Source organism: Ensifer sp. Root142 (genome assembly GCF_001426785.1).
Lineage (GTDB): Bacteria > Pseudomonadota > Alphaproteobacteria > Rhizobiales > Rhizobiaceae > Ensifer > Ensifer canadensis.
Genome location: NZ_LMFK01000047.1, coordinates 29,800 through 43,736 on the forward strand (window position 1 = coordinate 29,800; position 13,937 = coordinate 43,736).

Sequence of the window (13,937 nt, forward strand, 5' to 3'; positions counted from 1 at the left end):
TTGCGCCTTGGACCAGCTATATGGAACGGATCGAACACCTGCAAAGATCGAATCGGCAAATCAAATGACAATTCTGACCATCGAAGAGCTCGCGAGCCAGCTTCAGCCCAACCAGGCCATCGCCGGCCTCGATCTCGGCACCAAGACGATCGGCATCTCGGTGTCCGACCTTGGACGCCGGATCGCAACGCCGCGCGAGGTGATCCGGCGGGTCAAATTCGGCATCGATGCGGTGACGCTTCTGGCAGTGGCCGAGAAGGAACGGGTTGCGGCCCTTATCATCGGCCTGCCGGTCAACATGGACGGCAGCGAAGGGCCCCGGTGTCAGGCGACCCGCGCTTTCGTGCGAAACATGGTCGAGAAGACGCCCCTGCCCTTCGTCTACTGGGATGAGCGGCTTTCGACCGTCGCGGCCGAACGGGTGCTGATTGAAATGGACGTATCACGCAAGAAGCGGGCCGAGCGCATCGACTCGGCTGCCGCATCCTTCATTCTTCAAGGGGCGCTCGACAGGCTGGCGTCCCTTGCCAGGGACGGCGCTTCGGCCGACTGAGCGGCCACTGCACCAAAGCAGCGGCGATACCAGACTGCAAGCTCACGACGCTTGCGGAAGGCGATGATGCCGAAAACGATGAAGCTGTCGACAATGATGGCGCGGGCGACGAGCGGCGGAATGCTTTCCGGCGGAATGCCGAGCACGTTGCCGTAGACCTGGAAGACCAGGTCATGGGTCTGGCGCGTCAGCATGAAGAATCCGAAGCTCATGTCGTAGTAGGAAAGGCCGTACCAGGCGGCCAAAAACATGACGGGGCATGCCCACAGGATCAGAAACCACTTCATGCGGCCCCCCTTTCCGATATGCGTCGATAGAACAATGGATAGATCGCGCGGTCTGCCAGTACCAAGGCAAGCAGAACCATTGCGGGAACCACGATATCGAGCGCCAGTCCGGCGAAAAACATCATCATGATGATCAAAAGACCAGTTCTCACCGAACCGCTCCCTTCCGGATCTCTTTGCGTTACCCAACCACTGTCCACGCTCGCCGGCGGTCACGCAATGTAAACCACTTGTTAAGGTTAATTTTCACAGGCTCCTGTCCGACTGCAGCCAGCCCGACCCGCCAAGGCGCTGCAAAGCTTGAAACGCACGGCGCGATTTCGTCTTAAATTGATTCCGGCTCGAGGGATTATGCAGTAACGGTGGGCTCCTCTCCCGCTCAGGCCCCGTCATGATCATCGTCTTTGAAAGTATCCTTCCCATCTTCCTTCTGGTGCTGCTCGGCGCATGGCTGAAACGCACGACGCTGGTCGATCAGAACCTTTGGCTGGGCCTCGAACAGTTCGGCTATTACATTCTCTTCCCCGCCCTCTTGTTCTCCACGCTGGCCCAGGCCGATTTTTCCGGCATGAAGGCGGACGCCACGGCGATCGCCACGATCGGCAGTGTCAGCCTGATGTCGATCTTTGTCCTCTTCCTCTGGCCGCTGTTTCGAAACAGAGAGGTTTCGGGCGCCTCCTTCACCTCGGTCTTCCAGACGGCGACGCGGTGGAACGGCTTCATGGCACTGGCGATCGCACAGAAACTCTATGGACCGATCGGGCTGACGCTGACGGCGCTGGTGATGACCCTCGTGATCATCCCGATCAATCTCTACAACGTCGGCGTGCTGGTTTGGTTCGGGGGCGGCAACCGGGATTTCCGGCGTTTCTTTGCCAAGATCGCTACCAATCCGTTAATCGTCGCATCGGTGCTGGGCATCGTGTTCAACCGGATGGGCATAACTGTCTACGGGCCGGTGATGACGACCATCGACATGCTGGCAAGCGCCTCGCTCAGCCTCGGGCTCGTTATGGTCGGTGCCGGATTGCGGGTGTCGGACGCACTGAAGCCGAGTGGATCGGCGATGTTGGCAGTCTTCCTGAAGCTGATCATGATGCCGGTGTTCATGGTGGGTGCCAGCTTCCTGCTCGGCATCCGCGGCGATGCGTTGTGCGTCATTGCGCTCGGCGCTGCCGTTCCGACCGCGATGAACGGCTATCTGCTCGCCAAACAGATGGGCGGCGACGCAGAGCTCTACGCGGCGGTGGCGACGGTTCAGACCGTCGTCTCCTTCTTCACGATCCCGCTGGTGCTGTCGGTGACCGCCTATGTGGCGGCCGGATAGAGCAGGTCGAGGATGTAGGCCGAATCGAAGCGCGAATCGAGCATGCCGTAGGTGGACCGCCAGCCGGCGGCAAGGCGCGATTCGAGGAAGGCGTCGGCGATGCGGCCGGCCCCGAGCCGATAGAGTTCGGCAGCCGCCGCTGCCAGAGCCAGTTGCTCGACCAGCATGCGGGCGGCCCCTTCGTCGCGCTCGCAGAGCGACATCGCCGCACGCAGCACGTCGATCGTCTTGCGACCGGCAGGCCCGAGATCGCGGCTCAGCACGGCAAACAGCTGTTCGAAGAGATCCTTGCGCTTAAGCAGAACGCGAAGCACATCCAGCGCCATGACGTTGCCCGAGCCTTCCCAGATCGCGTTGACCGGCGCCTCGCGATAATGCCGCGCCAGCGCCCGCTCTTCGACGTAGCCGTTGCCACCGAGGCATTCCATCGCTTCATAGATCAGCGCCGGGGCGATCTTGCAGCACCAGTATTTTGCGACCGGCGTCATGATGCGCGCATAGGCCGCCTCTTCGGCACTGCCGTGCGCCTTGTCGAAGGCATCGGCGAGGCGGAACGACAGGGCACTGGCGGCGGCGACGTCGAGCGCCATATCGGCGAGGACCCGGGTCATCATCGGCTGGCCGACGAGCGGCTTGCCGAAAACCTTGCGGCCACGCGTGTGGTGGACGGCCTCGGCGAGCGATGCCCGCATGATGCCGGCGGACGCCAGCGCGCAATCGAGACGCGTCAGCGTCACCATGTCGAGAATAGTGCGGATACCGGCATCGGGCGCGCCGAGCACGAAACCGAATGTGTCGGAAAACTCGACTTCGGAGGATGCGTTGGAGCGGTTGCCGAGCTTGTCCTTCAGGCGTTGGAAGCGCAGGCCGTTGGCGCTCCCGTCTTCAAGCAGCCTCGGTACAAGGAAGCAGCCGAGCCCGTCGCGGGTCTGCGCCAGCATGACGAAGGCGTCGCTCATCGGCGCCGACATGAACCACTTGTGGCCGTTCAGGCGGTAGATACCCTCGCCGACACGCTCTGCGGTCGAAGTGTTGGCGCGCACATCGGTGCCGCCCTGCTTTTCCGTCATGCCCATGCCGACGGTAACGGCAGACTTCTGCATCCACGGCTTGTTGGACGAATCGTATTTGCGCGACAGGATCTTCGGCGCCCATTCCTTCTGCACGGCGGGCGAGGCGGTGATCGCGGCAAGCGATGCACTTGTCATCGTCAGCGGGCAAAGATGGCCGCATTCCAGCTGGGCCGTCAGGTAGAAACGGATCGCCCGCGTCTTGTGCGACTGATTGCGCTCGTCAGGCAGGTTCTCCCAGGCGGATGCGTGCAGGCCCGAGGTCATGGAGCGTCGCATCAGCGCATGCCAGGCCGGATGGAACTCGACGACATCGAGGCGCTCGCCGCGTGGGCCATGCGTCTTCAGCTTCGGTACGCCTTCGTTCGCCATGCGCGCGAGTTCCTGCGCCTCCGGCGAGGTCACGTAGCGCCCGAGCGTACCGAACTCGTCGCGCAGGGCCTTCGGCATGCCCGACGTGATGTCCACGACCAGCGGATCGGAACGATAGGCATTGATGCCGGACCAGGGCTTGGGCTGGTTCAGCTCGGCGAGTTTCTGTTCGGTCCGGTTCATCTGATTCATGGGCCGGTTCTAGCGCAACTTTGCCGACCACGAAACGGGGCCAGGGAAAGATAGGATGCCGCACCCAAGTTTTCTGCGGAAGGGCCCGCGCAACGCTTGCCGTGCCGGGGGTCACGTCTTATAGAGCGAGCCACATTCCAGAGCGCAAGGGCGGCCCATGACCACTTTCCCGCATCGCCACCTGCTCGGCATCAAAGGTCTTACGGAGCAGGATATCACCTACCTGCTCGATCGTGCCGATGAAGCCGTCAAGATCTCCCGTCAGAGAGAGAAGAAGACGTCCACCCTTCGAGGGATGACGCAGATCAATCTCTTCTTTGAAGCGTCCACCAGGACGCAATCCTCCTTCGAGCTAGCGGGCAAACGGCTCGGCGCCGACGTGATGAACATGTCGGTCGGCAACTCGTCGGTGAAAAAGGGCGAAACGCTGATCGATACGGCGATGACGCTCAACGCCATGCACCCCGACGTGCTGGTCGTGCGCCATTCGTCCGCGGGTGCGGCCGCACTTCTGGCCCACAAGGTTTCCTGCTCCGTGGTCAATGCCGGCGATGGCCAGCACGAACATCCGACCCAGGCCCTGCTCGATGCACTGACGATCCGCCGCATCAAGGGCAAGCTCTCGCGCATCATCGTGGCGATCTGCGGCGACGTGCTGCATTCGCGTGTCGCCCGCTCCAACATCCTTCTGCTCAACCAGATGGGCGCGAGGGTGCGGGTCGTCGCACCGGCAACGCTGCTTCCCTCTGGGATCGCCGACATGGGCGTTGAGGTCTACCACTCGATGGCCGAGGGACTGAAGGATGCAGATGTGGTGATGATGCTGCGCCTGCAGCGCGAGCGCATGGCCGGCTCCTTCGTGCCTTCGGTGCGCGAATATTTCCACTACTACGGCCTCGATGCCGAAAAGCTCAAGGCAGCCAAGGACGACGCGCTCGTCATGCACCCGGGCCCAATGAACCGCGGCGTCGAGATCGCGTCCGAAATCGCCGATGGGCCGCAGAGCGTAATCGAGCAGCAGGTTGAAATGGGTGTCGCCGTGCGCATGGCGGTGATGGAAACGCTTCTTCTTTCGCAGAACCAGGGGCCGCGCGTATGACCAGACCGCTCGTTCTTAGGAACCTTCGCATCGTCGATCCGTCCCGCAACCTCGACGAAACCGGCACGATCATCGTCGGTGATGATGGCCGTATCCTGGCCGCAGGCAAGGATGCCCTCAATCAGGGAACGCCTGTTGGCGCCTTCGTCAAGGATTGCGACGGACTAACGGCCGTTCCGGGCCTCGTCGACGCGCGCGTCTTCGTCGGCGAGCCGGGCGCCGAGCACCGCGAAACGATCGAATCGGCCTCGCGCGCAGCAGCCGTCGGCGGTGTGACCTCCTTCATTTCGATGCCGGACACGGATCCTGTCATCGACGACATCGCGCTTGTCGAATTCATGCAGAAGACGGCCCGCGACAAGGCGCTCGTCAATGTCTATCCGGCGGCCGCGATGACCAAGGGTCTCGCCGGCGAAGAGATGACCGAGTTCGGTCTGCTGCGGGAGGCAGGTGCGGTCTGCTTCACCAACGGACGCAAGGCGATTCACGATACGCTGATGCTGCGCCGCGCCATGACCTATGCCCGCGAGTTCGGCGCGGTGATCGCGCTCGAAACGCGCGACAAGTATCTCGGCGCCAACGGCGTGATGAACGAGGGCCTGCTTGCCAGCTGGCTCGGTCTTGCCGGTGTGCCGCGCGAGGCGGAAATCATCCCGCTCGAGCGCGACCTGCGTATCGCCGGCCTCACCAAGGCCGCCTACCACGCCGCCAACATCTCGGTTCCCGAATCCGCCGAAGCCGTTCTGACCGCCCGCAACCGCGGCGCCAACGTCACCTGCGGCATCTCTATCAACCATCTGACGCTCAACGAGAACGACATCGGTGAATACCGGACCTTCTTCAAGCTCTCGCCGCCGCTGCGCCGCGAGGACGACCGCGTCGCGATGGCGGAAGCTCTTGCCAACGGCACCATCGACATCATCGTTTCCTCGCATGATCCGCAGGATGTCGACACCAAGCGCCTGCCCTTCTCCGACGCGGAAAATGGCGCGATCGGGCTCGAGACGATGCTAGCCGCAGCGCTTCGCCTGCATAACAGCGGCCAGGTTCCGCTGATGCGCCTCATCGACGCGATGTCGACGCGTCCGGCGGCGATCTTCGGGCTTGATGCCGGCTCGCTGAAGCCGGGTGCCAAGGCCGACATCACCGTCATCGATCTCGAAGAGCCTTGGGTCCTCTACAAGGAAGCGATCGTTTCACGATCGAAGAACACGCCATTCGAAAATGCGCGCTTTACCGGACGGGTTGTGCAAACCTATGTTGCCGGCAAGCTTGTGCATTCGGCATAAGCGACAGCAGTCGCGCGGGAGGAATCGGTGGATCTTTTTTCCTGGCAGCTTGGACTGCCTTCGACAGCCTTGAGCCTTGCCTTCGGCTATCTGCTCGGCTCGATCCCCTTCGGGCTGATCCTGACCCGCATGGCCGGCCTCGGTGACGTTCGCAAGATCGGCTCGGGCAATATCGGCGCCACCAATGTCCTGCGAACCGGCAACAAGAAGCTTGCCGCGGCAACCCTGCTGCTTGACGCCCTGAAAGGCACGGCGGCAGCCGCTATCGCATCGCTTTGGGGTGTCGAAGCCGGTATCGCCGCAGGTCTTGCCGCCTTCCTCGGCCATCTCTACCCGGTCTGGCTCGGCTTCAAGGGCGGCAAGGGCGTCGCTACCTATATCGGCGTGCTGCTGGGCCTCGTGCCCTGGATGGTTCTCGTCTTTGCGGCGATCTGGCTGGCGATGGCGAAAATTAGCCGTTACTCTTCGCTATCGGCGCTGGTTGCAACTGCAGTCATTCCGGTTGTACTCTACCTGACAGGACACGAGAAAGTCGCCCTGCTGTTTGCGGTCATGACCCTGATTACATGGGTGAAACATCGCGCCAATATCCAGCGGCTCATCGCGGGCACCGAAAGCAGGATCGGAGACAAGGGATAATGTTGAACGTCAGTGCAAAGCGAACCGGAGTTGCACTGACCGAACGACAGAAGATTTCCTGGCTGCGGCTGATCCGCAGCGATAATGTCGGCCCCGTAACGTTCCGCGATCTCATCAATCACTTCGGCACGGCTGACGCCGCACTTGACGCCTTGCCCGAACTATCGCGGCGCGGCGCCGGGGCGCGGACGTTCCGCGTCGCCACTATCGCCGAAGCGGAACGGGAGCTCGAAATAGCGCACCGCTTCGGCGCGACCTTCGTCGGTATCGGCGAACCAAATTATCCTTTCGCCCTTCGCCAGATCGATGGCGCTCCACCGCTTCTGGCGGTCAAAGGCAACCTCGACGCCGCGGCACGATCGTCTCTCGGCATCGTCGGCTCGCGCAACGCCTCGGTCAGCGGTGCCAAGTTCGCAGCGATGATCGCGCGCGATGCCGGTCGTGCCGGTTATGTGATCACGTCAGGGCTGGCGCGCGGCATCGACACCGCCGCCCATCGAGCAAGCCTGGAAAGCGGAACGATCGCGGTGCTTGCGGGCGGTATCGACCGACCCTATCCACCGGAAAATGTCGGGCTGCTCAACGATATCATGTCAGGCCAGGGCCTGGCCGTGAGCGAAATGCCGTTCGGCTGGGAGCCGCGGGCTCGCGATTTCCCGAGGCGCAACCGTCTGATCGCCGGCATCAGTCTCGGCGTGGCGATCGTCGAGGCAGCCAACCGCTCGGGCTCACTGATCACGGCCCGCTACGCCGCCGATTTCGGCCGACTGGTATTTGCCGTTCCCGGCTCGCCGCTCGACCCACGCTGCCACGGAACCAATGATCTGCTCAAACAGGGCGCGATCGTCACGACGACGTCGGACGATGTTCTCGACGCCCTTGCGCCTCTCAGCCAATACAGGCTGCCCTTGGCGGCAGGGGCCGAAGAGCCCGGCCATGCAGCCCCGTCGAGACAGCCGGTGCCGCTCGCTGACGGCGACCGGGCAACGATCATCGACGCGCTCGGCCCGACACCGGCCGAAATCGACGATGTCATCCGCCACACTGGACAGCCTGCAGCGGAAGTCTACCTCGTGCTGCTCGAGCTTGACCTTGCCGGACGCCTCAGCCGCCATGCTGGCGGACTGGTGTCGCTCAATGCGGAGCAATAAAACTTCTTGTTTGCGCACGATCCAGTCGGCAACCGGCAACACAAAAGCACATTCGCAGATACGAAGAAAACACGAGCGACTCAATCGGAAAGAGATATAATTATCTATTCTCGCAATGGCTGCATAACGCAGCCCTGTCGCTATTTTGAATGAAACCCCTTGACCCCGCTCGAATCCCTGTCCATTTCGGGGCATCGATATTCGGCGATGCTCAGTGCAAACCGCGCTGACGCAGGACCAAACCCGGTTGTCTCAGAAAAATGACGATGAATGTTGTAGTGGTGGAATCGCCTTCGAAGGCAAAGACGATCAACAAGTACCTCGGCCCAGGCTACAAGGTTCTTGCCTCGTTCGGCCATGTGCGGGATCTGCCTGCCAAGGACGGCTCGGTTCGTCCTGACGAAGATTTTGAGATGTCCTGGGAGGTCGACGCCGCGTCGGCCAAACGCATGAAGGATATTGCCGATGCCGTGAAGGCAGCGGACGGCCTCATCCTCGCGACCGACCCGGATCGCGAAGGCGAAGCGATCTCCTGGCATGTGCTCGATCTTCTCAGGAAGAAAAAGGTGTTGGGTGACAAGCCGGTCAAGCGTGTGGCCTTCAACGCCATCACCAAGAAGGCCGTGCTTGACGCGATCGCCCATCCGCGTGACCTCGATATTCCGCTTGTTGATGCGTATCTGGCGCGCCGTGCACTCGACTATCTCGTCGGCTTCAACCTGTCGCCGGTACTTTGGCGTAAGCTCCCCGGCGCCCGCTCTGCCGGCCGCGTTCAGTCCGTCACGCTGCGGCTGGTCTGCGATCGCGAAGCGGAAATCGAACGGTTCATCTCCGAAGAATACTGGAACCTGTCGGCGCTCTTGAAGACGCCGCGCGGTGACGAGTTCGAGGCACGGCTCGTTTCGGCGGACGGAAAGCGACTGGCTCCACGTGCGGTCGGCAACGGCGAGGAAGCCAACCGGCTAAAGACCCTGCTCGATGGCGCAACCTATGTCGTCGACAGCATCGAGGCAAAGCCGGTCAAGCGGAACCCCTCGCCGCCATTCACCACTTCGACGCTACAGCAGGCTGCGTCATCGAAGCTCGGCTTCTCCGCCTCCCGCACCATGCAGGTTGCGCAGAAGCTCTATGAAGGTGTTGATATCGGCGGCGAAACCGTCGGTCTGATCACCTACATGCGTACCGACGGTGTGCAGATGGCGCCCGAATCGATCGAGGCCGCACGTGAGGCGATCGGCAGCCAGTTCGGCAACCGCTACCTGCCGGAAAAGCCACGCCTCTACTCTACCAAGGCGAAAAACGCCCAGGAAGCGCACGAGGCCATTCGCCCGACCGACTTCAACCGGACGCCCGACCAGGTCCGCCGCTTCCTCGACGGCGATATGCTGAAGCTTTACGATCTTGTCTGGAAGCGCGGCATCGCCAGCCAGATGGCGTCTGCCGAGATCGAACGTACGACCGCCGAGATTACCGCCGATAACGGTGGCAACAAGGCTGGCCTGCGCGCCACCGGTTCGGTCATTCGTTTCGACGGCTTCATCGCCGCCTATACGGACGCCAAGGAAGACGGCGAGCAGACCGATGACGGCGACGAAGATGGTCGCCTGCCGGAGATCAACGCGCGCGAAAGCCTGGCAAAGCAGAAGATCAATGCTTCGCAGCATTTCACCGAGCCGCCGCCGCGCTACTCGGAAGCAACGCTGATCAAGAAGATGGAAGAGCTCGGCATCGGCCGTCCATCGACCTATGCCGCGACGGTAACGACGCTGCTCGACCGCGACTACATCACCAACGACAAGCGCAAGCTCGTGCCCCAGGCCAAGGGACGGCTCGTCACGGCGTTTCTCGAAAGCTTCTTCACGCGCTACGTCGGGTACGACTTCACGGCGTCGCTCGAAGAAAAGCTCGACCAGGTCTCGGCTGGCGAGGTCAACTGGAAGGACGTTCTTCGCGACTTCTGGAAGGATTTCTTCGCGCAGATCGAGGAAACCAAGGAACTGCGCGTAACCAACGTGCTCGACGCGCTGAACGAGGAACTGGCACCGCTGGTGTTCCCCAAGCGCGAAGACGGCAGCGATCCGCGCATCTGCCAGGTTTGCGGCACCGGCAAGCTGTCGCTGAAACTCGGCAAGTACGGCGCCTTCGTCGGCTGCTCGAACTACCCCGAGTGCAACTTCACCCGCCAGCTTTCGTCCGACGGCAACAGCGATGCCGAGGCTTCGGTCTCGAACGAGCCGCAGGCGCTCGGCAAGGATCCGCACACCGGCGAGGAAATCACGCTGCGCAGCGGCCGTTTCGGTCCCTATGTCCAGCGCGGCGACGGCAAGGAAGCCAAGCGTTCGAGCCTGCCCAAGGGCTGGACGCCATCCTCCATCGACCATGAGAAGGCCGTCGCCCTGCTCTCGCTGCCGCGCGATATCGGCGCGCACCCCGAAACCGGCAAGATGATCTCGTCGGGTCTTGGCCGCTACGGACCCTTCGTGCTGCATGACGGCACCTATGCGAACCTCGAATCGATCGAAGACGTCTTCTCGATCGGTCTGAACCGCGCCGTTTCCGTGATTGCCGACAAGCAATCCAAGGCCGGTGCCGGTCGTGGCCGTGGCGCCGCGGTCGCGCTGAAGGAACTGGGCGACCATACGGAAGGCGGCGCAATCACCGTCCGCGACGGCCGCTACGGGCCCTATGTCAACTGGGGCAAGATCAACGCGACCTTGCCGCAAGGCAAGGATCCGCAATCGGTAACGGTCGAAGAGGCGCTCGCCCTCATTGCCGAGCGTGCAGCCAAGAGCGGCACCGGCAAGGGCAAGGCGACGAAGGCAAAGACGACGAAGTCTTCCAAGGCTGCGACAGACGGCGCCACCAAGAAGACGACCAAGGCCAAGGCGCCTGCCAAGGCAAAACCAAAGACGGCCGCGAAGGCCAAGAAAGACTGACCTTGACCAGAATACCGCGCGACCCGACCGAAAGATCCGGAAAAGGCTCCGGCAGGAAAGAGGGCCGCGCGGCAAAGGCCGCGCCGGCGTCGGAGAAAACCTCGATCATCCACGGTGCGGTTCCCCCGCGCGATGTGCTGATGCGCTTCATCGCCGAGAATCCGGAACGCGCCTCCAAGCGAGAAATTGCCAAAGCATTCGGTCTCAAGGGCGACACGCGCGTCGAACTCAAGGCGCTGCTGCGTTCGTTGGAAGCAGACGGGCTGGTCGAGAAGAAGCGCAAGTCGCTCGTGCGTCCGGGCGCCCTTCCCCCGGTTACCGTGCTCGATATCACCATGCGCGACGTTGACGGCGAACTGATCGGCCGCCCGGCCGAATGGCTGGATGACGATGGCGTCGCACCGGCAGTGCTGATCAAGCAGTCGACTGTCGGCAAGGACAAGGGCAAGACGCCGGTCGGCGGCCTCGGCGACCGCGTGCTTGCAAAGATCTTCCCGGCCAAGGACCGTGGCGGCCCAGCCTATACCGCACGCATCATCAAGGTGCTCGATAAGCGCCGGGACGCCGTCCTCGGCGTCTTCCGCGCCACGCCGGGTGGCGGCGGGCGCCTGATGCCGATCGAAAAGCGCGGCGAGGAAATCCTTGTTGATCCGGACTTCGTCGGCGACGCCAAGGACGGCGATCTCATCGAAGTCCAACTGACGCGCCTTGGCCGCTACGGCCTGCCGCGCGCTCAGGTTCAAAACGTCGTCGGTTCGGTCGCTTCGGAAAAGGCGATCTCGATGATCGCCATCTATGCCCACGGCATCCCGCACGTCTTTCCGGAACGCGCTCTGAACGAAGCGGAAGACGCCGGCCCGGCCACCATGGCGCATCGGGAAGACTGGCGCTCGCTGCCGCTGATCACCATCGACCCGGCCGATGCGAAGGACCACGACGATGCTGTTCACGCGGAGCCGGACCCGTCGGAGGACAATCCGGGCGGCGTCATCGTCACCGTCGCGATTGCCGACGTCTCCTGGTACGTCCGGCCGAAATCGGCACTTGACCTCGAAGCGTTGAAGCGCGGCAACTCGGTCTATTTCCCGGACCGAGTCGTTCCGATGCTGCCGGAGCGGATCTCCAACGACCTCTGCTCGCTCAAGGAAGGCGTCGACCGGCCGGCGCTCGCCGTGCGCATGCGCTTTTCCAAGGAGGGCCGCAAGGCGGGCCACACCTTCCATCGCATCATGATGAAGAGCGCGGCCAAGCTTTCCTACCAGCAGGCCCAGGCCGCCATTGACGGCAATCCCGACGACAAGACCGGCCCGATCCTCGACACGATCCTGAAGCCGCTGTGGGAGGCCTATCGCACGCTCACGCGCGGTCGTGACCGCCGCCAGCCGCTCGAGTTGAACATGCCCGAGCGCAAGATCATCTTGAAGCCCGACGGCACCGTCGATCGCGTCTTCGTGCCGGACCGCCTCGACGCGCACAAGCTGATCGAAGAAATGATGATCCAGGCGAACGTCGCCGCCGCCGAGACGCTCGAGCAGAAGCGCCAGGTGCTGATCTACCGGGTGCACGACCAGCCGTCGCTGGCCAAGCAGGAGAGCCTGCGCGAGTTCCTGGCCACGCTCGACATCGCGCTGGTCAAGGGCGGCAACATGCGCTCGAACCACTTCAACGGCATCCTGTCCAAGGCCGAAGGCAAGCCGTTCGAAACCATGGTCAACGAGATGGTGCTGCGCTCCCAGAGCCAGGCGATCTACAGCCCTGAGAACATCGGCCATTTCGGCCTCAACCTGTTGAAATATGCGCATTTCACTTCGCCGATCCGGCGCTACGCCGATCTGATCGTGCACCGAGCGCTGGTCGCCTCGCTCGGTCTTGGCGAAGGCGGTCTCACGCCGCAGGAAGAGGCGGTGCTCGACGATATCGCCGCTGAGATCTCGACCTTCGAGCGCCGGGCCATGGCCGCCGAGCGCGATACTGTCGACCGGCTGATCGCCCATCATCTGAACGGCCGCATCGGCGAGGAATTCGAAGGCCGTGTTGCCGGCGTCACCAAGGCGGGACTTTTTGTCACCCTGCCGGCCTATGGCGCCAACGGGTTCGTACCTATATCTACGCTCGGACGAGACTACTTCATCTATGATGAAGCGCATCAGGCCCTTTCCGGCGAAAAGACCGGTCTCGGCTTTCGTCTCGGCGATCAGGTGCAGGTCAAATTGGTCGAAGCCGTACCGCTTGCCGGCGCGCTTCGCTTCGAGATGATCAGCGAAGGACGGAAAATGCCGACCGCCACGCGCTCCTTCCACAAATCGGGGCGTCGTGATCGCTCGAGCCCGCGCAAGACGCCGGGTACACGACCGCCGCGCGGAAAGCGCTAGAGCATGTCGCGCAAAAGTGTTCATCGCTTTTGCGATGACGGCATGCGCAAAAACAAGAGCTTAAAGCGCAGCAAGCGGATCTGAAAGATCGCGATGCGCTTTAGGCCACGACATGTGGCCGGCGGCTTCGACAAGGAGAGAATGCAGATGATGGCAACGGACAAGGAAACGCTTCACCTCGGTGGTCATGCAGCCGATGAACGTCCCGTCGGTCGATCCATGCGTCGCGGCTTTTTCGGCACGTGCCCGGCCTGTGGCAGCGGCAAGCTCTTCCGCAGCTATGTCAAAGCCGTCGATGCCTGCGCGGCCTGCGGCGAGCGTATGGACCACCAGCGCGCCGACGACTTTCCACCCTATATCGTCGTCACCATCGTCGGCCATCTGGTGCTTGGCGGCTACATGATGACCGACTTGATCCTGCCGCTGACGACGTGGCAGCACCTTGCCATCTGGACGCCGATTACGCTGATCAGTTCGCTTGCGCTGCTGCAGCCGATCAAGGGCGCTGTCATCGGCCTGCAATGGGCGCTGAGGATGCACGGCTTCGGTGGACAGGAGGACACGCCCGAGGACGTCCTGCCTGTGCGAGATCCCTCCGCATGACGTCAGGACGCGAAAGCGTCACCTTGGCCCCCGACACGCCTGAGCGG

General features: G+C 62.5%; 12 protein-coding genes. 9 read left to right on the top strand and 3 right to left on the bottom strand.

What is annotated here, in order from left to right:
• Window positions 1-64 precede the first annotated feature (64 nt).
• Entirely contained in the window at window positions 65-553 is a 489-nt protein-coding gene (gene ruvX / locus ASD52_RS32300) for a Holliday junction resolvase RuvX (protein ID WP_025426623.1), read from the top strand.
• Here ruvX and ASD52_RS32305 read toward each other — a convergent pair.
• On the bottom strand, window positions 496-840 hold the full coding sequence (locus ASD52_RS32305; RefSeq protein WP_025426622.1) for a DUF6105 family protein: 345 nt from the start codon (window positions 838-840) through the stop codon (window positions 496-498). The two genes, ruvX and ASD52_RS32305, sit on opposite strands and share 58 nt — an antisense overlap.
• Window positions 837-992 (bottom strand): hypothetical protein, encoded by a 156-nt coding sequence (locus ASD52_RS38995; protein WP_156407888.1) that lies wholly within the window; start codon window positions 990-992, stop codon window positions 837-839. The genes ASD52_RS32305 and ASD52_RS38995 overlap by 4 nt, the downstream gene beginning before the upstream one ends.
• Before the next feature lie 239 nt (window positions 993-1,231).
• On the opposite strand from ASD52_RS38995, the gene ASD52_RS32310 reads away from it, so the two are divergent.
• Entirely contained in the window at window positions 1,232-2,167 is a 936-nt protein-coding gene (locus ASD52_RS32310) for an AEC family transporter (RefSeq protein ID WP_025426621.1), read from the top strand.
• Here the strand turns inward: ASD52_RS32310 and ASD52_RS32315 are convergent.
• Window positions 2,149-3,801 carry an acyl-CoA dehydrogenase family protein gene (locus tag ASD52_RS32315; protein WP_025426620.1) on the bottom strand — a complete coding sequence of 551 codons (1,653 nt, stop codon included), beginning with the start codon at window positions 3,799-3,801 and terminating at the stop codon, window positions 2,149-2,151. The two genes, ASD52_RS32310 and ASD52_RS32315, sit on opposite strands and share 19 nt — an antisense overlap.
• A 157-nt stretch (window positions 3,802-3,958) precedes the next feature.
• On the opposite strand from ASD52_RS32315, the gene ASD52_RS32320 reads away from it, so the two are divergent.
• The 7 genes from ASD52_RS32320 to ASD52_RS32350 all read left to right on the top strand — a co-directional run bounded on the left by ASD52_RS32320 (window position 3,959) and on the right by ASD52_RS32350 (window position 13,890).
• A complete protein-coding gene (locus ASD52_RS32320; RefSeq protein WP_025426619.1) occupies window positions 3,959-4,900 on the top strand; it encodes an aspartate carbamoyltransferase catalytic subunit in 942 nt (313 codons plus the stop codon).
• Window positions 4,897-6,189 (top strand): dihydroorotase, encoded by a 1,293-nt coding sequence (locus ASD52_RS32325; protein WP_025426618.1) that lies wholly within the window; start codon window positions 4,897-4,899, stop codon window positions 6,187-6,189. Before ASD52_RS32320 ends, ASD52_RS32325 begins: the two co-directional genes overlap by 4 nt.
• A gap of 27 nt (window positions 6,190-6,216) precedes the next feature.
• A complete protein-coding gene (gene plsY / locus ASD52_RS32330) occupies window positions 6,217-6,828 on the top strand; it encodes a glycerol-3-phosphate 1-O-acyltransferase PlsY (protein ID WP_025426617.1) in 612 nt (203 codons plus the stop codon).
• Window positions 6,828-7,979 (top strand): DNA-processing protein DprA, encoded by a 1,152-nt coding sequence (gene dprA, locus ASD52_RS32335; RefSeq protein ID WP_057226514.1) that lies wholly within the window; start codon window positions 6,828-6,830, stop codon window positions 7,977-7,979. The genes plsY and dprA overlap by 1 nt, the downstream gene beginning before the upstream one ends.
• A gap of 266 nt (window positions 7,980-8,245) precedes the next feature.
• Window positions 8,246-10,915 carry a type I DNA topoisomerase gene (topA, locus tag ASD52_RS32340; RefSeq protein ID WP_025426616.1) on the top strand — a complete coding sequence of 890 codons (2,670 nt, stop codon included), beginning with the start codon at window positions 8,246-8,248 and terminating at the stop codon, window positions 10,913-10,915.
• 2 nt (window positions 10,916-10,917) lie between these two features.
• Window positions 10,918-13,287: a ribonuclease R gene (gene rnr, locus ASD52_RS32345; RefSeq protein ID WP_025426615.1), complete on the top strand. Its 2,370-nt coding sequence runs from the start codon at window positions 10,918-10,920 to the stop codon at window positions 13,285-13,287.
• A gap of 141 nt (window positions 13,288-13,428) precedes the next feature.
• Entirely contained in the window at window positions 13,429-13,890 is a 462-nt protein-coding gene (locus tag ASD52_RS32350; RefSeq protein WP_107027590.1) for a DUF983 domain-containing protein, read from the top strand.
• Window positions 13,891-13,937 lie beyond the last annotated feature (47 nt).